The 21719-nt window shown below is 68.1% G+C and carries 17 protein-coding genes; 8 read left to right on the forward strand and 9 right to left on the reverse strand.

All coding sequences use genetic code 11. The features are described 5' to 3' along the window. Positions 1-124 precede the first annotated feature (124 nt). On the reverse strand, positions 125-1306 hold the full coding sequence (locus AB0I34_RS18785) for a hypothetical protein (RefSeq protein WP_360446570.1): 1182 nt from the start codon (positions 1304-1306) through the stop codon (positions 125-127). A gap of 279 nt (positions 1307-1585) precedes the next feature. Between AB0I34_RS18785 and AB0I34_RS18790 the strand changes: the two genes are divergently transcribed. Further along, positions 1586-2353 (forward strand): META domain-containing protein, encoded by a 768-nt coding sequence (locus AB0I34_RS18790; RefSeq protein ID WP_360446571.1) that lies wholly within the window; start codon positions 1586-1588, stop codon positions 2351-2353. Here AB0I34_RS18790 and AB0I34_RS18795 read toward each other — a convergent pair. Continuing rightward, positions 2337-5312, reverse strand: a complete 2976-nt coding sequence (locus AB0I34_RS18795) for a PIG-L family deacetylase (RefSeq protein WP_360446572.1) — start codon at positions 5310-5312, stop codon at positions 2337-2339. The two genes, AB0I34_RS18790 and AB0I34_RS18795, sit on opposite strands and share 17 nt — an antisense overlap. Before the next feature lie 167 nt (positions 5313-5479). Between AB0I34_RS18795 and AB0I34_RS18800 the strand changes: the two genes are divergently transcribed. Beyond that, a complete protein-coding gene (locus tag AB0I34_RS18800; RefSeq protein WP_360446797.1) occupies positions 5480-6124 on the forward strand; it encodes a DUF6000 family protein in 645 nt (214 codons plus the stop codon). Positions 6125-6266: 142 nt separating this feature from the next. Here AB0I34_RS18800 and AB0I34_RS18805 read toward each other — a convergent pair whose 3' ends face one another. From AB0I34_RS18805 to AB0I34_RS18820, 4 genes are all read right to left on the reverse strand, one after another. Next, positions 6267-7664: an NAD(P)H-hydrate dehydratase gene (locus AB0I34_RS18805; RefSeq protein ID WP_360446573.1), complete on the reverse strand. Its 1398-nt coding sequence runs from the start codon at positions 7662-7664 to the stop codon at positions 6267-6269. A gap of 4 nt (positions 7665-7668) precedes the next feature. Further along, the gene (locus AB0I34_RS18810; protein ID WP_131360863.1) at positions 7669-8019 is read right to left on the reverse strand and encodes a holo-ACP synthase; all 351 of its coding nucleotides are present in this window, start codon (positions 8017-8019) and stop codon (positions 7669-7671) included. A gap of 10 nt (positions 8020-8029) precedes the next feature. Then, on the reverse strand, positions 8030-9034 hold the full coding sequence (locus AB0I34_RS18815) for a LacI family DNA-binding transcriptional regulator (protein ID WP_360446574.1): 1005 nt from the start codon (positions 9032-9034) through the stop codon (positions 8030-8032). A 72-nt stretch (positions 9035-9106) separates the two neighbouring features. After that, on the reverse strand, positions 9107-11062 hold the full coding sequence (locus tag AB0I34_RS18820; RefSeq protein WP_360446575.1) for an alpha-glucuronidase: 1956 nt from the start codon (positions 11060-11062) through the stop codon (positions 9107-9109). A gap of 213 nt (positions 11063-11275) precedes the next feature. Here AB0I34_RS18820 and coaA point away from each other — a divergent pair, with 213 nt between their 5' ends. Then, positions 11276-12229, forward strand: coding sequence for a type I pantothenate kinase (coaA, locus tag AB0I34_RS18825; RefSeq protein WP_360446576.1), 954 nt, complete (start codon positions 11276-11278; stop codon positions 12227-12229). Here coaA and AB0I34_RS18830 read toward each other — a convergent pair. The 3 genes from AB0I34_RS18830 to AB0I34_RS18840 are packed head-to-tail and all read right to left on the reverse strand — an operon-like array spanning position 12226 to position 15658. Beyond that, positions 12226-12897 carry an SGNH/GDSL hydrolase family protein gene (locus AB0I34_RS18830; RefSeq protein WP_360446577.1) on the reverse strand — a complete coding sequence of 224 codons (672 nt, stop codon included), beginning with the start codon at positions 12895-12897 and terminating at the stop codon, positions 12226-12228. The two genes, coaA and AB0I34_RS18830, sit on opposite strands and share 4 nt — an antisense overlap. Next, a complete protein-coding gene (locus AB0I34_RS18835) occupies positions 12894-14114 on the reverse strand; it encodes an MFS transporter (RefSeq protein WP_360446578.1) in 1221 nt (406 codons plus the stop codon). The genes AB0I34_RS18830 and AB0I34_RS18835 overlap by 4 nt, the downstream gene beginning before the upstream one ends. Further along, positions 14111-15658, reverse strand: coding sequence for an AMP-binding protein (locus tag AB0I34_RS18840; protein WP_360446579.1), 1548 nt, complete (start codon positions 15656-15658; stop codon positions 14111-14113). Before AB0I34_RS18840 ends, AB0I34_RS18835 begins: the two co-directional genes overlap by 4 nt. 292 nt (positions 15659-15950) lie before the next feature. Between AB0I34_RS18840 and AB0I34_RS18845 the strand changes: the two genes are divergently transcribed. Genes AB0I34_RS18845 through AB0I34_RS18865 form a run of 5 tightly spaced genes read left to right on the forward strand, consistent with a single transcriptional unit; the run spans position 15951 to position 21716 of the window. Further along, complete coding sequence (locus AB0I34_RS18845) at positions 15951-17231, forward strand: SGNH/GDSL hydrolase family protein (RefSeq protein ID WP_360446580.1); 1281 nt, start codon at positions 15951-15953, stop codon at positions 17229-17231. 3 nt (positions 17232-17234) lie between these two features. After that, positions 17235-18446 (forward strand): cytochrome P450, encoded by a 1212-nt coding sequence (locus tag AB0I34_RS18850; RefSeq protein ID WP_360446581.1) that lies wholly within the window; start codon positions 17235-17237, stop codon positions 18444-18446. A gap of 5 nt (positions 18447-18451) precedes the next feature. Next, positions 18452-19378, forward strand: a complete 927-nt coding sequence (locus AB0I34_RS18855) for an alpha/beta hydrolase (protein WP_360446582.1) — start codon at positions 18452-18454, stop codon at positions 19376-19378. Next, entirely contained in the window at positions 19375-20469 is a 1095-nt protein-coding gene (locus tag AB0I34_RS18860) for an alpha-hydroxy acid oxidase (RefSeq protein ID WP_360446583.1), read from the forward strand. The genes AB0I34_RS18855 and AB0I34_RS18860 overlap by 4 nt, the downstream gene beginning before the upstream one ends. Next, positions 20451-21716: a PLP-dependent aminotransferase family protein gene (locus AB0I34_RS18865; protein WP_360446584.1), complete on the forward strand. Its 1266-nt coding sequence runs from the start codon at positions 20451-20453 to the stop codon at positions 21714-21716. Before AB0I34_RS18860 ends, AB0I34_RS18865 begins: the two co-directional genes overlap by 19 nt. Positions 21717-21719 lie beyond the last annotated feature (3 nt).

Genomic DNA, 21719 nt, shown 5'->3' on the forward strand with positions numbered 1-21719 from the left:
GTTCTTGTCGTTGTCTATCATCACCACCCCGAACCCCCCCCCACCCTCCCCACGGCGGCCGCCGCCCCGGGGCGGGGCGGGGCGGCCACGTGCTGTCGTGCGAGGGCGAATCCGGTCCTGCGGCTCAGTTCTCCTGGATGGAGAAGTCCGTGAAGTCGAACCGCTTCTTGGCGTTGGCGGTGGACACGACCTCGATGCCGTAGTCGACCTGCCAGGTCGTCGCCTTCGGCGCCCAGCCACGGTTGACCATGTCGGTGAAGAAGCTCGCCAGCGGCATCGTGCCGGACTTCTGCGTCACCTGCGACACGTAGGCGGTGTAGCCACTCTCGTGCCACACGTCGTAGGTGAAGCCACCGAAGTTCACGGTGCCCACCTTGCGGCCGGCCGGGACCTGGCCCTTGTTCTCGGTCCAGATCATCAGCTCGTTGTTCAGGCCGTCGCCGATCCACGCGTCGAACGCGACGTTGTAGATGCAGCCGTCGCAGCTGGCCGGGGTCGTCGCCGCGAACTTGGCCGACTGGATCTTCGACAACGCGACGTCGTTGTAGTCCTTGTGCACGTTCGGGTAGGCCTGAACACCCTTGTCGCCGGGCAGCGGCTGGGTGACCTCGACGTACCAGCTGTTGTAGTTGCAGGCGCCCAGCGTGTAGGTGCCGTTGTCGTTGTTCCACATGTTGTTGTGGACGTAGTACGCGCCGAAGGTCCGCCCGTCACCCTGGTTGTTCGTCGAGGTGGTGAGGAACGACGGCTTGGTGCAGGTGCCCGCCGGAGACGAGGTCGGTGTCGCCGTACTGGGCGCTGTGGTCGTCGGAGCCGTCGTCGTGGGGGTCGACGTCGGCGGCTTCGTCGGGGTCGACGTGGTCGTCGGCGTGCTGGTCGGCGGCTTCGTCGGGGTGGTGGTCTGGGTCGGCGTCGGGGTGGTCGGCTGTGCCGGTGCCGCGACGAAGTCGTAGTGCGCGGTATAGGTGAGCTTGGTGCCGGCGCGGTACCTGTTGCCGTCGTAGCGCAGGGCACGCAGCCGGTAGGACTTGTCATCGGTCCGGCTCGGGTCGATCGAGAGGATTGCCGGTCCGGAGGCCGTGGCGGTGATGGCGACGGGCTTCTTGCCGAAGCCGTGCAGCACCGTACAGCCGGAGTTCGCGTCCAGGACGCAGGTTTCGATGCGTCCGACGCTCGGGAGGTCGGTGACCGTGCTGTCCGCGGCGCTGGCCGTGGTCACTGCTTCAGGGGATCCCTTGGCCGCTTGTACGGCGATCGGCGCTGCGATGAGTGCGCCGATGGCAAGGAATACCGCTGGAATGACCACGCGGCTCCGGGCAGTTCGGGTGGGGGGCATGGAAAAGGTTCCTTCGTTGCTCGACGGACCTGCACTGACTGCCCCAGAACTCCAGCGTGGTCCACGACTGTTCGATTGAATCCCCAGTGGGGCCGGCACTGCCGGCCTTGGCGTTCACATTCGCTCTCGCGGGTAAGACGCGCCTGACGTTATCCAACCGTGATGTGAAAAGCCAACCCCGGCGTCCCGACTTTACGCGCAGTTAGCGTGCAACAGGCGGACCCACCAGCGCGTCCGTAGAGTGTGAAGATGCGGATGATCGCAGTGGCCGGCGCCGGTCTGCTGCTCGCCCTGACCGCCTGTGGGAACGAGTCGACCGCCGCTGGAACGCTCACCGGCAAGTCGTGGCTGTCGACCGCCGTGACCGAGAACGGCGCCCCGAAACAGCTCGCCCAGAACACCCGGGTCCGGCTCCAATTCACCGATGACGGACGTTTGATTGCCGACGCGGGCTGTAACTCCATGCAGTCGAAGGTGTCGACCAGTGACGGCAAGCTGACGCTGGAGGACGGCCTGGTGATGACGGACATGGGCTGCCCCGGCCGGCAGGACCAGGACGGCTGGCTGTCCGGCATCCTGACCAGCAAGCCGTCCTGGAAGGTCGACGGCGACACTCTCAACGTGACGTCCGGCGGTACGACGATCGCCCTGCAGGACCGCGAGACCGCGGAACCGGACCTGGCCCTCGATGGCACCAAGTGGGCGTTGAACACCGTGATCACCGGCGAGGTCGCCTCCCACCAGGCCGGCTCGGAGAAGGCGTGGATGACGCTGAACGGCGAGCGTGTCACCGGATCGACCGGCTGCAACGAGTTCCAGGGCATGGTGGCGCAGGCTCCCGGCACGCTGACCTTCGGGGAGCTCGCGACCACTCGCCGCGCCTGTGCCGGTGACGCGGCGAAGCTCGAGTCCAGTCTCCTGAATGGTCTGAAGGGCGAGGTCTCCTACGAGATCGACTCCAGCAGACTCGAGCTTCGCAACGCCGCCGGCGGCTTGGACTTCACCGCCGTCCGCTGAGTTCGAGGTCGAAGGCCTGGACCTCGTTCTGTGGCGTCTCGTACGAGACCAGCAGTCGGCCGTCCTTGGCGAGCGTCGCCCGCTGCGCAGCGGTCAGCGGGATCGACCAGTGCTGGACACCGTGGACGACATTCTGCGTCGCCTGCTTCACCAGGTGACCGCTCATGTCCGGTGACCATGGCGGGATGCCACCGTCGGTGACCGCGCATGGTGTCAGGCCGTAGTCGGGTGGCGGGTCCGCGGCGAGTGTGCAACTCGTCGTCCACAACGGGATCGCCCCGAGCTCACCGGTGGTCAGGAACGCACGCGCCGTACCGCTACCGCGGGAGCTCGTCACCACGTCCACGCTGCTCCCGCGGAGTGCGGCGGACAGGATCGTGAGGTCGGTCGTGGGAACACGGCCGGAGATCGGTACGCCGTTCCGCGCGGACTGCGCGATGGTCTGCGGTGACAGGGCGCCGTTGAGGTTGGGGTTGGAGACGTTGGGCGGCGCCGGTGTGGTCGGGCGGTCGGCCGGAGGCGTGTAGCCCGGCATAGTCGCGAGACCCCAGCGGTACGGGTCGGACTGGACCGACCCAAGCGCCGACCAACCGAGTCGCGTGCTCATGTCGATGTGCCTGAGCGTCGTCGTGCCGGCTGCTGACGTGTTGTCGTTGTCGTACGGCGTGATGTTCAGACCGAGGCGCGACGGGTCGACCGCCGCGGGCAGGTCCGCCAGCGGGATCTTGACCTCGAGGTCGTAGCCGCCACCGGCGTACGCGTGCGGCACGGTCGTCTCGTTGCTGCCGACCCACTGTGCGGTCGACGCGACCTGTACGCCGGGTGCGTTGCCGGTGTCGAGCGAACCGCTGGAGTAGCCCTGGTGGTTGTCGGCGTCGCGTTCCCAGCACGGGCCGCCGCTCTGACTGAACGGGAAGATGCCGAGCTTGAACGTGTTCGCGGTGTCCATCAGCGCCTCCGACGCGTTGCCGCGCGGGTCGAGCAGGATCTCCACCGAATCCGCCTGCCAGTGGCCGACGCACTCGGCCGGCGTGACGGCGTACGACTGGTAGTCGTCGCGGACGTGGATGAAGAAGTACAGCGCGTCGTCCGACCAGCTCACCTTGGCCGTACTGCCTTCACCCGTTGGGGAAACGCCACAGTCGTCGACACCGGTGCAGGTGGACGCGCCCTGCCAGATCCGGCCGAGGTCGAGCGTCGGACCGGGGTACTCGCCTGGGTCCGCCTTGCCGTCGACGACTGGGGTCGCCTGCGGGATCACGGTGGTCGGGACCAGCGTCAGCGTCAACGTCTCGCCGCCGGCACCACCGGCGTACGTCGTCTTGATCGGGATCGACACGTTCTGCTGAGCGGGCAGGGAGGTGTCGGTGTTGGTGACCTTGAACGTGACTGTCGTGTCAGCGCCTGGCTGAGCATCGTAGGGTTTCGAGGCCGCGTCGACAGTGAAGTTCGCTGGGAGCTCGAGCGACACCGCGCCACTCTGCGGCTCGGCGGACCAGTTGTGCACGACGACCGGTACGTCGATCGTCTGACCGATCCCCATCGACTGGATCGCCGGGGACCGACCGAGCCGGTTGGCCTGCGGTGCGGTCGTCGACAGCCATTCGTCGTACTCCTGCCAGTTGCCCCAGCGCTGGAACCGGCCCTCGGCTGCGGACACGATCCGTACGACGTTGTCCGTGTAGCCGGTTGCCTTCGCGGTGGTGTAGATGGCGGCGACCTTCGCGTTCTGGTCGACTGTTGCGGTGGCCGACGGGGTCACCGTGAAGGTGATGTCGGCACTGGCATTCGCCGGCACCGGCTTCGGGGCGTCGACCGTCCAGCCGGCCGGAACCTGGAGGCCTACGTTGCCTTTGGCAAGCTTGCCCTTGGGTGCCTTGAGGTGGACGGTCGCGTGGAAGGGTTCACCGGCGACGTTGTAGAAGCGATCGAACGTCAGGTACTCCAAGGTGCCCAGTGGGAGTCCGCCCGGATCAGGTTTGGTCGCGCCGAACAGGATCGCGTCATCGCGGCCTGCGGCTGGACTGGCGTTCGGCTGGAACGGGACGAACGACTGGGTCATCCCGAACCGTGGACAGGCCGGCACCGAACTGTCCTTGAACATCACCCGGCTCTGCGTCGGGTAGGCGGCCCGTCCCTCGTCGGCCACCTGCTGCCAGATCTTGGGTGTCCCGACCGGTTTGCCTTGGACGTTCCCGGCCGGCCACTTGTACGGCGAGTCGTACCCGGTCCACACGCCCGCGACGGTGTCCAGGCCGGTCGGCGTGAACCCGGTGGTGCAGTTCGCGGCGGTCGTCGTACCGCCAGTGCCCGCTGTGGTGCCGCCGGAGAAGACCTTCTTCACCTGCCACGTGCTCAGCGCGTGCGGGCCCTTCAGCTGCTCGGGGAACTTGGTCGGATCGGCGGCCGCGAGCACGCCCTCCCAGATCAGCCGCCCGGCCTGCTGGTGGTTGCCGTGTCCCGCGGCGAGCGTCGGCGTGAACCCGATGTAGACCTCAGGCTGCGTCTCCCGGATCACCCGAGTCACCCGGCGCAGCGTCTCCTCCTCGTCCCAGAAGTACTGCGTCAACGGCGCACTCTGGTTGTAGAAGAAGTCGATCCGGTCCAGGTTGAAGATGTCCACCGTGCCGGAGCGGTAGTGCGCGACCCGGTCCTCGTTCTCGCGCCGAAGCCCCAGGTCCGGGCCGAGCTCGGTACCGGCCGCGTTCCCGCCGCCCTCACCGCGCGTCACCATGATCACGCCACACTTCACGCCGTACTGCTGATGCCAGACACCACACGGCCCGATGATGCTCGTGTCGTCGTCCGGATGGGCCCACTCCCCCATCACGTCGATCTTCGTGTTCCGATCAGCCACATACGGCGTGCCCGCCGAGTCCTCGGCCGAGGTTCGCGCCTGGGCCGGCAGCGGCAACGCGGCGATCAGAGCAAGAGCAGCAACCACAACAATTCGCTTCACAGCGCACACTCCAAGGGCGGCGGAGTTCACCAGCAACCCCTTCCTACCCACAACCAGCCAATCCCACCCCGCTTCGTGGCTTGCACGTTCTCGCGCTTCGTGCCGGGTGATCTCGTGCCCGATGATCTGTGGGAGCGTGGAGCTCCTGTTGCGGAGGGCAAGTGGGGATGATCGAGAGGTCCGGCGAGGACGAGCGCCGGCTCCGGAGAGCGGCAAAGCGCTGGGTCCATCGGGGGCGGCGCTATCGACACCTCATGATCGGGGCGTTCGTGATGCCGCGGTTTCGGCAACGCTGGTTCCAGTGGCGGTTACGGCGGGCAGGCCGCCGGGCACCGGCCGAAGATCTTGCTCTGCTGCTGCGAGCCGGGTGGCGTGAGCGGCTGACCGCGACCTGGCTCATTGCCGCCGGCCGGCGAGCGGATCTGCGGCCGGTGATGGAAGGGGGCATCCTCGGCGACGAACCCTCCGGGGACCGCTGGAGCTACTGTCCGGCGTTCGCCAGCCTGGGTACCGAGGACGACGCCCGGATCCTCGTCACCTACCTGGTCCGGGCGCTCTCCCTGCCGCCCGAGGACGAAGGTTTCGTCACCCAGTGCCAGCCCGAGGCCCTCGCGACACTCATGTACCTCGACCAGCAGCTCGGCACCGACCATGCCCAGCGTTTCCTCGCCGACGGCGGGCCCTGGGAACGCTGGCCGGGTTCCGTGAACGTCTCGTTGGCGGACCTCCAGGACGGCGTCCGGCGTGGGGTCGTCTTCGCGGCGGGCGGCAACCCAGGCATCCGCCGGATGGTGAAACTCCAGCGCGGATAAGCAGGTCTCATCACGCGGCGGCGTGCAGCTCGACAGGAGGTGTCGGGCGGATCATGGTGCACCTGAGCGTGAGCACCTCCTCGTGTACGGCGTCTCGCAGGTGCACTACCTGTTGATCCGTACATCGTCGAGGTGGGAGCTACTACCCCTGGAGGATCTGGCGGGTGGCTTCGGGGAGGGCTGCGGCCACTGCGAGGGCTGTGATGGGGCCGGAGGCGGAGGCGAGGGTGGCTGCGGCCGCGTGGAGGTAGGCGCCTACGGAGGCTGCGTCGAGGGGGTTGAGGCCGCCGGCAAGGAGGGCGCCGCACAGGCCGGCCAGGACGTCGCCGGCGCCGGCCGTGGCGAGCCACGGGGTGGCGTTGGTGTTGACGCGGACCTGGCCGTCGGGGGCGGCGATGACGGTGGTCGAGCCCTTGAGCAGGATCGTCGCGTCGAAGCGCTCAGCCGCCAGGCGGGCGTGCTCGAGGCGTCGGGCCTCCACCTTCGGGCGTTCGACGCCGAGCATCCGGGCCAGTTCACCGGCGTGCGGAGTCGCGAGTACGCCGGTGTGGTCGCCGGAGTCGTCGAGTGCCTTCAGACCGTCCGCGTCGAGGACCACCGGCTCCTCGGCGTCGAGCAGGTCGCGTACGCGCGCGACGTCGAAATCGTCGCCGAGGCCGGACCCGATCGCCCACGCCTGGACCCGGCCGTCCCCGGCCACCACCTCCGGATGCGCCGACCGGACCTCGACCGCGACCTCGTCGGGGCCGACGTACCGGACCATGCCGAGGGGGCCGGAGAGGGCGCCGGACGTGGCGATCACCGCGGCGCCGGGGTACTGGGTGGAGCCGGCGATGAGGCCGAGGACGCCGCGGGAGTACTTGTCGGACTCGCCGGTGGGGACGGGGTAGAGGGCGCGGATGTCGGCGGGTTGGATGGCTGCGACGGCGGCGGGTGGGAGGTCGAGGCCGATGTCGACCAGGTGGACCGGGCCGCAGGCGCTGGCGGCGGGGTCGATGAAGTGGCAGATCTTGTGCGTGCCGAAGGTGACGGTGAGGGCGGCGCGAACGTGCGGCTCGGGAGTCTCGCCGGTGTCGACGTCGACGCCTGAGGGGGTGTCGACGGCAACGATCGGTACGCCGTACTCGTCTGCCAGCTCGACCGCGGCGAGCGCGTCGGGGCGGAGACCTGGCCGGCCGCCGATGCCGACGATGCCGTCGACCACCACGTCCGCGTCGGGGATGTCGTCGGTCGAGCCGATGCGTCCGCCGGCTGTCAGCAGTCCGTCGAGGCCGGCTTCGTGAGCTGTGGAGGAGAGCAGTACGGCGGTCACCTGCGCGCCGCGACGCGCCAGGCGGACACCGGCGTACAGGGCGTCGCCGCCGTTGTCGCCGGAGCCGATCAGGAGTACGACGCGGGCGCCGTACGTGCGGCCGAGGAAGTTGCTGATGGCAACGGCGAGGCCGGTGGCGGCGCGTTGCATCAGGGTGCCTTCGGGGAGGCGCGCCATCAGCTCGGCCTCGGCGGCGCGGACCTGCTCGACTGTGTGTGCGCGACGCATGCGTTCAGCCCTCCAGGACGACGACCGCTGAGGCGATGCCGGCGTCGTGGCTCAGGGAGAGATGCAGGCTTTGGACGCCGAGACGGCTGGCCTGGGCGGCGACTGTTCCGCTGATCTCGAGCCAGGGGCGGCCGGTCTCGTCGGTCTGTACTTCGGCGTCGTGCCAATGCATTCCGGCTGGGGCGCCGAGAGCTTTCGCCAGAGCTTCCTTCGCTGCGAACCGGGCTGCCAGTGATGCCGGCGGTTTCACTGCCTCGGTCGCCGTGAACACACGGTCCCGCAGACCGGGCGTGCGATCCAGCGTCTTCATGAACCGCTCCACGTCGACCACATCAATACCCACGCCGACGATCATGTTCCTCACCCTAACTGGAAGGTGGGGACGTGGATTGCCGGACTCGCATTTGTACGGCCAGGTCCATTCGGAGGGCGGCGGGGGTTATGCCTCGGGCCAGGTCCAGGACCAGGCGGGTGGCCAGTTCGGCCATTTGGCGGAGGGGTTGGTGGACGGTGGTGAGGGTGGGGCCTACCCATTGCGCCACCGGGAGGTCGTCGTAGCCGACGACCGAGAGGTCGCGGGGGATGTCGAGACCGAGTTCACGAGCGGCCTGGTAGACGCCGAGGGCCTGCATGTCGCTGCCGGCGAAGATCGCGGTCGGCCGGTCCTTCAGACCCAGCAGAACTGTGGCTTCCCGATGCCCGCTCTCGACCCCGAAGTCCCCCGAGCGAATCAGCTCCGGATCAACCGGCACGCCGGTCGACCGCAGCGCGTCCGTGTACCCGTCGACCCGCTGGCGCGAGCAGAGCGTCTCCACCGGCCCACCGATCATCCCGATCCGCCGGTGCACGAGCTTCAGCAGATGCATCGTCGCCATCCGCCCGCCGTTCCAGTTCGCCGAACCGATGGACGGTACGTCGTCCCCCTCGTCGCCGACCGGATCGACGACCACGAACGGGATCCGCCGCGCCTCCAACTGCGCCCGCTGGTCGGGGTCGAGATCGGAGAACACCATGATCACGCCGAGCGGCCGCCGGCTCAGCACCGACTCGATCCACTCCTGCCGCGGCCGCCGGGAGGCGCCGCACTCGGACAGCACCAGCTCGACACCCTCGGCGCGAACCACTCCCTCGACACCGTGGATCAGCTCGACCGCCCAGTCGCCACCGATCTGGTGGAAGACGAGATCGATCATCGGACTGCTCGCCGTACCGCTGGTACGCCGTCGATACCCGTGCTCCTGGATCAGGCTCTCGACCTTGGCCCGGGTCTCCGCGGACACGTCGGCACGACCGTTCAGCACCTTGGACACGGTGGGTACGGAGACCCCGGCCTGCTCAGCAATCTGCGCAATCGTCACCCGCTCGCCCACAACGAGCACGATACAACTCGACCCGAAACTTTCGATCCAGCGGTAGATCCAGCGGCAGATCCGGCGACAGATCTAGCGATAGATCGTGCGGCCCTCCGAGTCGGGGATCCCGCTCAGGCGGAAGAAGTACGTGTTCACCTGGTCGCGCCACTCGCGCGCGTTGGCAAGCTGCCCCTCGAGGCGAGTGCTGATGTTCTCCCGAATGACGGGCTCGAACCGGTCGGCGATCGCCTTCCAGCGGGTCAGCATGGTCTCGACCTCGTCGTACCCCTGGAAGTGGGTGTCGTAGATCTGCTGGAGAACCGTCCGCCCGTTCTGCAGCACGTGGTCGTAGGGAACGTGGTGGAAGAACAGCAGCAACTCGTCTGGGCAGGTGTAGGCGCTCTCGTAGCGACCGGCCAACGGTTCCGGATACTGCCCGGTGAACCCCGACCCCGTGGCGACCGTCCGATCGACGCCGACACCGTTGCGGTCCGCGAAGTGGTACGTCCCCCATTCGGAGTACTCGTACCCGTTCACGCTCGGCCCGTAATGCGACCCCGGCGACACCATGAAGCCGACACCGAGCGGCGCGGTGTACCGCTCGTACGTCCGCCACGAGTCGGCCATGATCGACACCAGCTCCGACCGGGTCCGGTCGTCCATCGCGAACGTCGCCGCCGCCCACTCGTGCAACAGGCTGACCGGATCCGCCGACGGATCCCACGCGAGCCGGCCGTACGCATACAGATTGCTCTGGGCAAGTTTATGCCCGGTCCAGTTCGCATCGTCGCCAACGTTGGACACAGCAACGATCGCCTTGGTGCGGCCGGCAACAGTCGCCCCACCGGCACCGGTCGTGTCGAACTGCAGGATCTCCCGCCACCACGGACCGAGGTAACACAGGTCCTTCTGCTGCCCGGTGTACTCCTGCGTCACCTGCAACTCGAGCGCGAACCGCGTCTCCTGCAACTCGCCCAGCAACGGCGACACCGGCTCGCGCGCCTGGAAGTCCAGCGGCCCGTGCTTGACCTGCAGTACGACGTTGTCCCCGAACCGCCCGTCCAGCGGAATGAAATGGTCGTACGCCGCCCGCGCCCGGTCGGTACTGCGATCACGCCAGTCCTGATGGGAGTCGTACACGAAACACCGCCAGAAGACGGTCCCTCCGTACGGCGCCAGGGCCCGGGCGAGCAGGTTCGCACCATCGGCGTGGGTCCGCTCGTAGACGTGCGGTCCCGGCCGGTTCTCCGAGTCCGCCTTGACCACGAACCCGCCCAGATCCGGTACGGCGTCGTACACCCGGCTGACCGCGGCCGACCACCACCGGATCACTCGCGGGTCGAGTGGGTCGGCGGTGTCGAGGTCGCTGAGCTCCATCGGCGCCGCGAAGTTCACCGAGAGGTACACCGCGATCCCGTACTCACGGAACACCGCGGCCAGCCGGGACACGTCCGGCAGGTGGTCGGTGATCAGCCGGGTCTCGGCCGCGTGCACGTTGACGTTGTTGATCGCCACCGCGTTGATGCCGATCGAGGCCAGCAACCGCGCGTACCCGCGGACCCGGGTGAGATCCGCCACGACCCGGCCGTCGCGGAAGAAGATCGATCCACCGGAGTACCCGCGCTCGACCGCGCCCATCCGCGGATGCGGCACCAGGTTGTCCCAGTGGTCCAGCATCCGGATCGCGATGGCGGGCCGTTCGACCACGACGAACTCGCTGGTCATCCACTCGAAGTACCGCAGCACGTAGAAGTAGCCGTACAGCAGGCCGCGCCCGGCCTCGGCGGCCACGACGAGATTGTTGCCGCGTCGCGCCACTACGAAGCCCTCGGCTCCTAACCCCTCATCGGGGAGCGCGGCCTCGACCTCTTGCCACAAAGGCGTCTCGCGCACCCGGCCAAGGGTGCACAGGGCAACTTCCACGTCGTTGCGGATCCGCCGGGTCTGCCGGAGCTCGGCGCGGATCGTCTGCGCCAGCGCGCCGGACGCATGGATGGTGACCTCGGGCAGCCGCTGGGTGCCGAGCCAGCAGGGGTCAACTGTCATGCCTCGACCACGCTCCCGAGCGACCCCTCACTCATCCCGAAAGTTTCGATGTCACTTCCGGTGCTGGACTGCGAACACACCGTACGCATCCGGCCACGGACCGTCAAGGGCCGAGTAAGCGGTTTCCTGGCGCCCCGCCGGATGCCTGGTTGAGACGAAGCCCACTCCGGCCCGGTGTGGGTGCACCGTGCGCGGATGGGAAGAATGGGGCTCATGCTGCAGCCGTCGCGGGAGGTGACTCCCTATACCGAGCTGGACCGGGCCGCCTGGGCGCAACTGGCCGAGACCACCGTGTCCCCACTCACCGTCGAGGAGATCGAGCGGCTGCGCGGTCTCGGCGACGAGATCGACATGGACGAAGTACGCGAGGTCTACCTCCCGCTGTCCAGGATCTTGTCGCTGTACGTCCGGCACGCCCGTGCGCTGCACGCGGACACCGAGAGCTTCCTCGGCAAGCCGGCCGAGACGCGGACGCCGTTCGTGATCGGCATCGGCGGCTCGGTTGCCGTCGGCAAGTCGACCACCGCCCGGTTGCTGCGCGAACTGCTGGCCCGCTGGCCGGAGCACCCGCGAGTCGCGCTCGTCACCACCGACGGCTTCCTCTGGCCGAACGCCGAGCTCGAGCGCCGGAACCTGATGATGCGCAAGGGCTTCCCGGAGTCGTACGACCGCAAGTCACTACTGCGCTTCGTCGTCGAGGTGAAGTCCGGGATGGACGCGGTCGAGGCGCCGGTCTACTCCCACCTGCACTACGACCGGATGCCCGGCGTCCGGACCACCGTCGAGCAGCCCGACATCCTGCTGCTCGAGGGCCTGAACGTCCTGCAGCCCGCGCCGCGGCACGCCGATGGCAAGAGCGGCCTGGCGGTCAGCGACTTCTTCGACTTCTCCGTGTACGTCGACGGGGCCGCCGACGACATCCGCAGCTGGTACGTACACCGCTTCCTCAAGCTGTGGGAGACGGCCTTCCGTAACCCCGAGTCCTACTTCGTCCGGTACGGCGAGCTGAGCCGCGAGGAAGCGATCAAGAAGGCCGAGTCGCTCTGGGACGGCATCAACGGCCCCAACCTGCGCGAGAACATCCTGCCGACCCGCTCCCGCGCGACCCTCGTCCTCCGCAAGGGCGCGGACCACGCCGTCCGCTGGGTCCGCCTCCGCAAGCTCTAACAGCCGCGGGAGAGGTGCCGGGCGAGGATGCGGATGGTCTCGGCGGTGGCGATGGCGTCGCTGCGGGCGTTGCCGTGGCGGCCGTCTGAGCTGTAGAGGCTCGGATCGGTCGACAACGGGTGGTCCGTCAGGTGGACGTGGATCGTGGCGAGCTTCTCCGCGAGTACTGCGGTCCGGTCGGAGAGCGTCCGCATCCGTTGCCTCAGCCCCGGCCGCAACCACTCGACCACCGCGGGGCTGTAGGAGACGTCGAACATGCCGAGTGTCATCACGTCAGCGCCCGAGTCCTGCAGTGCCGTGATCATCAAAGTCAGCTCGCGGTCGACCCGCTCCGGGTCGTACGTCGCCGGGAAGGCATCGTTGCCACCGCCAACGACCAGCGCGAGATCCGGACCGAACACCAGCGCGCGCTCCAACTGGGTGCTGAGAATCTCGCGAGTGCGCAGACCGCTGGCGCCGAGGTTGAGATACTCCAGTTCAGGGCGGCTCTGCTTCAGCTCGTGGGCGATTCGGTCGGCCCACTGGAGTTCGCTGTAGCCCTCGACCGGTTCGCACAGCCCTTCGGCGACACTGTCGCCGAGTACGACGAAGCGCCGCCACGGGTGACCGGCGAGCAGCTCAGCGCTCTCGCCGGGCGCTAGACAGTAGGGATCAGCCTCCTCGTTCATCTCGCCTCCACCGCGGTGGTCGGTGCATCGAGGACGCGGCCCGGCCCTCGGCGTACGAGCGGGAAGACACTGACGAGCAGGCACACGATCCCGGACAGGACCAGCGACGGCATCAACCCGAACCAGCTGACCAGCTCACCGGCGAGCAGTGCGCCGAGCGGGAGCCCGGCGAACGACGTGGCCGCGACCACTCCGATCACCCGCGCCTGCAAGTCCTTTGGGACGTGTTCGTACAGCGCGGCGCCGAAGACCGGGTTGATGGCGGCCATCCCGATCCCTGACAGGAACGTCACCGCCATCACCAGCAGCAGGTCGTCGCTCAGTCCCAGCACCAGTAGCCGCGGGCTGCCGCCGATGAGCGCGCCGACGGCGAAGGTGAGGTAGCGCGGCAACCTGGTCGCGAGGACGGCGAATCCGATGCTGCCGAGCAGGGCGCCGGCCGAGAACGCGCCCAGCGTCAGACCGAGACCGGCAGCCGTGCCGAGTTGCTCCTTCACCCACAACGGGATGAACACCGCCGTACTCGCGCTGCTGAAGACGTTCAACGTGAAGGTGGTGATCAACATCGTCGCGAGCAACGCGTCCGTGCGCACGAACGAGAAACCCACGCGGAGCGAGCGGAAGTACTTCTCGCGTACGGCGGACGCCGGCACCACCGGCGGGTTGACGAATCCGGCGACCAGCAGGCCGCAGACAAGGAATGTCACCGCATCGATCCACAGCACCGATGCGGCGTCGGTCCAGTAGATCAACAGGCCGGCGAGCGGTGCGGCAAGCAACGTCGCGCCCCGCGCGAAGGCCTCGTGGAGTGAGGTGATCCGGATCAGCTCGACCTCGGCAGCCTCGGCCATCGGCCGCACGAGCAGGTCCTTGGCGCGATCCGCGGCGCCGCGCAGGCCGCCCGCGATCGCGACGAGGACGAGCAAGGCGGCGAACCCGAGTCCGGTGGTGGCCGCGATCGCGGCCACCGCGACCGCACTCGCGAGGTTGGCGAGGACCGACGTACGCCGTGCTCCGAGGTTGTCGATCACCGGACCGGCCATGATGCTGGCCACGATGTACGGGATCATCTCGACCGCCGCGACCACGCCCATCCGGGCGGCACTGCCCGTGGTCACCAAGACCAGCCATGGGATCGCCACCATCGAGATCCGGCTGCCCACGGCGGACAGAACATCCGCGGTGAACAACACCACCAGCCCACGACGTGGCGTCATCGCACCGCCATTCCCTCCGGGTGCAGTTCCGCGTGGAGCTTGCGGAGGGCAACCTTGTCGACCTTCGCAATGCGGGTCAGGGGAAGTTCGTCGACGAAGTCGATCGTGGCGGGCGTCCACATCTCGTTGAGGGTGGTGGTGACGAGGTCCTGCAGTTCCTCCGCGGAGACCGGCGTACGGGCGACGACGAACGCGTGCACGGCCTCGCCGACAACAGGATCGGGTACGCCGATGACGGCAGTGGTCCGGACGGCGGGGTGGCTCCCGAGGACATCCTCGATCGGGCGGCAGAAGATGGCCCAGTTGCGGCGGGTGGTGACGATCATGTCGTGCACGCGATCGACCAGGAACAGATAGCCGTCCTCGTCGACGTACCCGAGATCGCGCGTCCGCAGCCAGCCGTCGACCAGCGTCTCCGCGGTCAGCTCGGGCTTGCCGAGATACCCGGCGAACGTGAGGTTGCTCCGCACCCACACCTCTCCGGTCTGTTCCGGCGACAGCACCTTGCCGTCGTCATCCCGGATCTCGAGCTGCACGTCGCCGTACGCCGTACCCGCCGAAGCCAGCCGCTCGGGATGCAGCGGATCCTCGGTGAGCCCCGGCTGCGCGGTGACGACCACGGCCTCGCTCAACCCGTAAACGATCCGTAGCACAGGCCCGAACCGCGCGATCCCCTGCCGCAGCCGCGCGGGCGTAGCCGGCCCGGCGCCGACGTTCAGCATGAACAGACTGCTGCAGTCGAACTCCTCACCACCGGGATGATCGAGGACCTCGTACAGCATCGGCGGCGTCACGTACGTCGACGTGATCCGCTCGGTCGACACCATCCGGTAGAACTCCTCCGGTGACCAGCTGTCGGTGAGGAACAGCACGCCACCGGTGAACAGGTTGAAGAAGCTGGTGATCTGCCCACTCGCCAGCCACAGTGGCGATCCCGAGTAGTGCCGCAGCAACGGAAAGCCGCCATCGACGAACGCGCCTGCCAGTTCGAGGATTTGCTCGTAGAACCCCTGCGTGTGATGCACCAGCTTGGGATCGCCCGTCGTACCACTCGTCTGCAGCACCGAGTCCGGCGCAGGCACGGAGGCATCGATCACGTACGACGCTCCGTCGCCGGACAACTCGGCGATGCGGAACACCGGCATCGGTGCCAGCGACGCCGCAAGCTCACGACCCAGATGCCCCGTGCCATCAGGGTCGTACACGAACGCGTCCGCATCGGCGAGCGTCGCGAACCGGTCGATCTCGCGCCGGGACGTGATCGGCGCACTCCAGAGCACGCGGCACCCGTGCAGGTGCAGAGCCAGTTGCAGCGCCGGGGCGTCGAAGCAGTTCGCCGCCATCACCAGCACCTTGCCGCCCGGCCGGATCCCGGCGTCGCGCAGCCCCGCCGCGATCCGCAGTACGTCGGCGATCAATTCGCCGTACGTCGCCAACCGGGCACCGCGAACCAGCGCGAGCCGGTCGGCGAATCGGTGGAACAGCGTGAATACCCGCAGCACATAATTGCTGCTGTTTTCGGGCACGGCGAATTCAGGCGGCATTTCGTCTGCTTTCCCTCGACTCCGGCCACCCCCAGCCGTGGCGGCGACTCTACCGGAGCCGCGGACGGCTGCAAAGAGCCTGGAATCCGCACAACCGCGGCGGATCCGTCGCTCTCCGGAGTCGGTCGCTCACTCCGTCCGCCAGGTGAAGGAATACCCCTGCGAAACCGGGGTGCGAGATCGCTGCTAACCGCTGCCCATGAATTTCTGAAAATGCAATTCCGGTGCATTGACCGGATTCCTCGCGGCGTATTACGTTCCGTCCGCATCCATTCCGCCGGGAGGTCCGTCCATGCACATTTCCAGCAGTTGGCGCACAGTTGCGGTGACCGCCGCTCTCACTCTCGCAGGTTCGACTCTGGCCGGCGCGAGCTACGGGGGCGACCGCGACAGCGAGTGGGTCGGCACCTGGGCGACCGCGGTCACTCACGGCAACGCCACCGGCTCGACCAACCTCGGGCTGACCGACCAGAGCGTCCGGCTGGTGGTGCGCCCGACCGTCGGCGGCGACCGGATCCGGATCCGGCTGTCGAACATCTACGGCGAGAAGACCGTGACCGTCGGGGCCGCGACCGTTGCCAAGCCCAACAAAGCGACGCCCGAGTTGTCCGACATCGATCCGAACACCCTGCGGACGTTGACGTTCGGCGGTTCGGGGAGCGCGTCGATGGTGAAGGGCAGCGAACTGCTGAGCGACCCGGTCAACCTGCGGCTGGGTACTCTCGACGACCTCGTGGTCAGCCTGTACTTCCCGGAAAACACCGGCCCGACGACGTTCCACGGCTCGTCGATCCAGGACAACTTCGTTGGCCCGTCCAACCTCGTCACCGAGTCCGGCGGCGCGGCGTACACCCTGACCCGGCGCTGCTGCTGGTTCTTCCTGTCCGGCGTGGACGTGCAGACCGACGAGTCGGACGGCTCGATCGTCGTCCTCGGCGACTCGATCACCGACGGCACCAACAGCACGCCGAACGCCAACAACCGTTGGCCGGACCAACTGGCAGAACGGCTCGCCGCGAGCGCCGGGCACAACCCGTTCCCGAGCGTGCTGAACGCCGGACTGGCCGGCAGCCGGCTCAACCACGAGGGCAGCGAGCCGTCCGACAACGGTGCGTTCCCCGGGTTCAACGAGGTCGGGGTCAACTCACTGGCCCGGCTGAACGAGGACGTGTTCGCCCAGACCGGCGTACGGACCGTGATCACCGAACTGGGCGTCAACGACATCTGGATGTCGGACGACTCCGCGGCCGAGATCATCGGCGCGCTGCGACAGGTCAACGCACAGGTGAAGGAGCGGGGGCTGCGCAGCCTGGTCAGCACGATCACGCCGTTCGAGGGACTCAGTGGCACGGACAGCTGGACCCCGGCCAAGGAGGCCACTCGGCAGGCGGTGAACAGCTACCTGCGTTCGAGCCACGAGTTCGACGGCGTCCTCGACTTCGACAAGGTCGTGCGCGACCCGGTCCAGCCGAGCCGGCTGAACCCGGCGCTCGATTCCGGCGACCACATCCACCCGAACGAGGCCGGCTACCAGGCGATGGCCGCCTCGGTGCCGCTGAACCTGGTGCGCTGACTCGTGCGCACCGCCAACGAGATCCTTGCCGCACTGGGATCCGAGGACGGTCGCCGCGATCCGATGCCGCTCTTCGCGGAGCTGCATCGGATCGGCCCGGTCTGCCGGCTCGCCCCCGGCAGTTCGCCGTACGCCGTGGTGGTGAATGGGTACGACGCCGCCCAGGAGGCACTGAAGGACACCAGGTTCCACCGGCTGCTGTCGGCGGATCCGAACCCGAAGGAGCTGGTACTGCGCCGGCTCGGTGGCTCGATGATGTTCCGCAACGAGCCGGACCACCTGCGCATGCGCAAGGTGTTCCAGGCCGTGCTGACCCCGCGCCGGCTGACCGGGTTCGAACCGGTGGTGGACGCCCTGGCCGAGGAGTTGCTCGACGACCTGGGCAAGGCCGGCGCGGACCGGAAGGTGGTGGACTTCGTCGACTTCGCCTACCGGCTGCCGATCACGGTGATCGGGACGTTCCTCGGCATCCCGCGCTCCGACCTCGGCTGGTTCCGGGACCGGACGCAGCGCATCGACGAGTACCTCGACCTCGGCGGCAAGGCACCGGAGAAGCTGGCGGCCGCGAACCAGGCCGCCGGCGAGCTGAACGACTACTACGCCCGGATGATCGCCGAACGCCGGATCCGGCCGCGCGATGATCTGGTCGGATCCCTTGTGCACGCACTGGATTCCGGTACGTCGGGGATCGACGAGCAGGAGCTGATCGACAACCTGCTGGTGCTGGTGAACGCGAGTTTCGTCACCACGATGAACCTGCTCACCAACGGGCTCGAGCTGTTGCTGAACAAGCCACAGCTCGTCGAGGCGCTGCGTGACGATCCCGGGCTGGCATCGGACTACGTCGAGGAGATCCTCAGGCACCAGAGCTCGGTCCAGCTGATCAGCCGGAAGGCGTCGACCGACATCGAACTGGCCGGCGAGACGATCACCGAGGGCAGTCTGGTCCTCATCCTGCCCGGCGCGGCGAACCGCGATCCGGCCAAGCACCCCGACGCGGACACCTTCGATCCGCGGCGCGACGACCTCCAACATCTATCCTTCGGCGCCGGACCGTTCTACTGTGTCGGCGCCGCACTCGCCCGGATGGAAGGACGCGCGGCGTTCGCCCAGCTGTTCCAGCGGTTCCCCGGTCTGCAACTCGCCGGGGAGCCGGTGCGCAGCCGCAGCCTGCTGCTGCGTGGGCATCAATCCATGCCGATCCGAATGGGGTGATCCGGATGCCGTTGGACCCGCAGGTCGAGGCAATGCGTGCCGAGCGCGAGGCCGCCAACGTGCCGCAGCTCTACACCCAGACCCTGGCCGAGGCGCGCGCCGCCGACCTTGCCTCGATCCAGGCGGCGGGGGGTGAGGCCGAATCGGTCCACCATGTCGAGGACCTCAGCACCGATGCCGGGCTGCCGCTACGGGTCTATCGGCCTGACCTGACGGGTCCGCTGCCGACACTGGTCTACTTCTTCGGCGGCGGCTGGACGCTCGGCAGCATCGAGACCGCCGACGGCATCTGCCGCCGGCTCGCCAACGCCGTTCCCTGTCAGGTGATCACGGTCGGCTACCGACTGGCACCGGAGCACCCGTTCCCGGCCGCGGTGCACGACTGCCGCGACGCCACCCAGTGGATCGCCGCGAACGCCGACAAGCTGCAGGTCGATCCGGAGCGGATTGCGGTCGGCGGGGACAGTGCCGGCGGCAACCTCGCGATCGCGGCCACCTTGCTTGCCCGTGACAACGGTCCGGCGCTGGCCGGGCAGCTGCTCGTGTACCCGAACACGCTCTACGGCTCGGACACGATCTCGATGCGGAACGGCAACGACCCGTACCTGTTCAACAAGACGTCAGTGGGTTGGTACTGGGACCACTACCTGACCGACTCGGCCGACGGTCTCGACCCGCTCGCCTCACCGCTGCTGGCCGAGTCGCACGCCGATCTCCCGCCCGCGCTGGTGATCACCGCGGAGTACGACCCGCTGCGTGACGAGGGTGAGTACTACGCCGAGAAACTGCACGCCGCCGGCGTACCGACCACCCTCAGCCGGTACGACGGGATGGTGCACGGCTTCTTCGCGATGTCCGGCATCCTCGACGGCGGCAAGAGCGCGATGGCCGAAGCGGCGACCTGGCTCGGCGGGATCTTCCGCGATGCATGACCCCCGGCGACACGATGGCTGAGTCGCTGGCCGACTACGAGCAGCTCGCGGCAACCGCTCTGTCCCGCTCGGTCCACGACTTCGTCGCCGGAGGCAGCGGCGCCGAAACCACCCTCCGGCGCAACCGCGCCGCACTGGAGGCGCTGACCCTGACGCCGCGCGTCCTCGCCGGCGTCGACGAACCCGACACCTCCACCACGCTCCTCGGCACCGAGCTCACGATGCCGGTCGCCGTGGCCCCGATGGCGTACCAGCGCCTCGTCCACCAGGACGGCGAACTCCTCCTCGCGCAGGCCGCCGCCGAGGCCGGGATCCCCTACGTCATCAGCACCCTGAGCAGCTACCCGCTGGAGAAGATCGCGGCGATCGCACCGTCGTGGTTCCAGCTGTACTGGCTGCGCGATCGCGGGCTGGTCGAGTCCCTGGTCGAACGCGCCGCCACATCCGGCTGCCGAGCGCTCATGGTCACAGTCGACGTACCAGTGATGGGCCGTCGCCTCCGCGACGTACGGAACTCGTTCACACTCCCGCCCAGCGTGGTCGCGGCGAATCTTGTCGACATGGCGACAGAGGCACACTCTGAGGTGCCCGGTCTGTCGGCCGTCGCGACGCACACTGCCTCGGCCTTCGATCCGACGTTGAGTTGGCGAGACCTGGCGTGGCTACGGGCGCGATGCCCGCTTCCCCTGCTGGTGAAAGGGATTCTCGATCCCCGCGACGCCTCCCGAGCTGTCGCGGCCGGCGCGGACGGCCTGGTCGTTTCGAATCACGGTGGCCGCCAGTTCGACGGTGCGCCGGCGTCGATCGATGCGCTCGGCCCGATTGTCGATGCGGTCGGCGACGACTGCACCGTACTGCTGGACAGCGGCGTCCGCAGTGGCACCGATGTGGTCAAGGCATTGGCGTTGGGCGCGTCCGCCGTACTCGTCGGGAGACCGTTGCTGTGGGCACTGGCTGTGGAAGCTGCGGATGAGGCACTGGGCCTGTTGAGACATGAACTGCGGGATGCGATGCTGCTGGCCGGATGCGCTGATCTGACTGCGGTGACGGAGTTGACGACGGGGAGAACGCCGTGGCAGATCTCAGGTTGACCCAGCTGCACAGTTCACTGACCGACCGGGCGCTGAACTCGATGAACTTCCTCAACGAGGTCTCGCACCACTACCCGGAGGCGATCTCGCTCGCCGCCGGCCGCCCGACCGAGGAGTTCTTCGCGCTCGAGGACCTGCACCGCTACCTGGACCTGTTCGCCGATCACCTGCGCTCGCAGGGGTACGACGAGCCGTCGGTGCGGCGGACCATCTTCCAGTACGGCCGCACCAAAGGCATCGTCCACGACCTGGTCGCCCGCAACCTCGCGGTCGACGAGGACATCCACGTCGACGCCGAGGCGATCGTTGTCACGGTCGGCTGTCAGGAGGCGATGGTCCTCACCCTTCGCGCACTCCGCGCCGACCCGTCCGACGTACTGCTGGCCGTCTCTCCGACGTACGTCGGAATCACCGGCGCTGCTCGCCTCGTCGACTTCCCCGTGCTGCCTGTCGCCCAGGACGACGATCTCGCCGCCGTGGTGAAGGCGGCCCGGGCGGACGGCCTGCGACCGCGGGCGTGCTATGTGATGCCGGACTTCGCCAATCCGTCCGGCCTCAGCCTGGACCTGGACGCCCGGCGGCACCTGCTCGCGGTCGCCGCCGAGCAGGACCTGCTGCTGATCGAGGACAACCCGTACGGCCTGTTTCCGGCCGAGGGCGTCGACCGGCTGCCGACGCTCAAGGCGCTCGACACCGAACGCCGGGTCGTCTATCTCGGCTCGTACGCCAAGACAGGGCTGCCGGGCGCCCGAGTCGGGTACGTCGTCGCCGACCAGACGGTCGAGGCTCCGGACGGGACCACCGGGCTGCTGGCCGACGAACTGTCGAAGCTCAAGAGCATGGTCACCGTGAACACCTCCCCGGTCGCCCAGGCGATGATCGGTGGCAAGCTGATCGCGAACGACTTCAGCCTGGTCGCGGCGAACCGGCGCGAGCGGGAGCTGTACGCCGCCAACCTGCGCGCGATCACCGACGGCCTGGCGGCGCGGTTCCCGGCCGGCGAGATCAGCTGGACCGTGCCGTCCGGTGGGTTCTTCGTCGTCGTCACGGTGCCGTTCCCGGTCGACGACGTACTGCTGGAGAGGTCCGCCCACGAGTACGGCGTGCTGTGGACCCCGATGAGTCATTTCTACGACGGCGACACCCCGATCCACGCGCTGCGGCTGTCCTGCAGTGCGGTCACCCCGGCACAGATCGAGGCGGCTCTGAACCGGTTGGCGGCGTTGATCACCGATCAACTGCCATAACTG

This window comes from Kribbella sp. NPDC050281, assembly GCF_040655855.1.
GTDB lineage: Bacteria > Actinomycetota > Actinomycetes > Propionibacteriales > Kribbellaceae > Kribbella.

What these genes read in the sequence shown, in the direction of transcription:
- AB0I34_RS18835 (WP_360446578.1), bottom strand. Translation starts at nt 14,114, where the DNA reads ATGACGCCACGTCGTGGGCTGGTGGTGTTGTTCACCGCGGATGTTCTG.
- AB0I34_RS18805 (WP_360446573.1), bottom strand. Translation starts at nt 7,664, where the DNA reads ATGCGTCGCGCACACACAGTCGAGCAGGTCCGCGCCGCCGAGGCCGAG.
- AB0I34_RS18790 (WP_360446571.1), top strand. Translation starts at nt 1,586, where the DNA reads ATGCGGATGATCGCAGTGGCCGGCGCCGGTCTGCTGCTCGCCCTGACC.
- AB0I34_RS18855 (WP_360446582.1), top strand. Translation starts at nt 18,452, where the DNA reads ATGCCGTTGGACCCGCAGGTCGAGGCAATGCGTGCCGAGCGCGAGGCC.
- AB0I34_RS18800 (WP_360446797.1), top strand. Translation starts at nt 5,480, where the DNA reads ATGATCGAGAGGTCCGGCGAGGACGAGCGCCGGCTCCGGAGAGCGGCA.
- AB0I34_RS18820 (WP_360446575.1), bottom strand. Translation starts at nt 11,062, where the DNA reads ATGACAGTTGACCCCTGCTGGCTCGGCACCCAGCGGCTGCCCGAGGTC.
- AB0I34_RS18840 (WP_360446579.1), bottom strand. Translation starts at nt 15,658, where the DNA reads ATGCCGCCTGAATTCGCCGTGCCCGAAAACAGCAGCAATTATGTGCTG.
- coaA (WP_360446576.1), top strand. Translation starts at nt 11,276, where the DNA reads ATGCTGCAGCCGTCGCGGGAGGTGACTCCCTATACCGAGCTGGACCGG.
- AB0I34_RS18845 (WP_360446580.1), top strand. Translation starts at nt 15,951, where the DNA reads ATGCACATTTCCAGCAGTTGGCGCACAGTTGCGGTGACCGCCGCTCTC.
- AB0I34_RS18830 (WP_360446577.1), bottom strand. Translation starts at nt 12,897, where the DNA reads ATGAACGAGGAGGCTGATCCCTACTGTCTAGCGCCCGGCGAGAGCGCT.
- AB0I34_RS18860 (WP_360446583.1), top strand. Translation starts at nt 19,375, where the DNA reads ATGACCCCCGGCGACACGATGGCTGAGTCGCTGGCCGACTACGAGCAG.
- AB0I34_RS18810 (WP_131360863.1), bottom strand. Translation starts at nt 8,019, where the DNA reads ATGATCGTCGGCGTGGGTATTGATGTGGTCGACGTGGAGCGGTTCATG.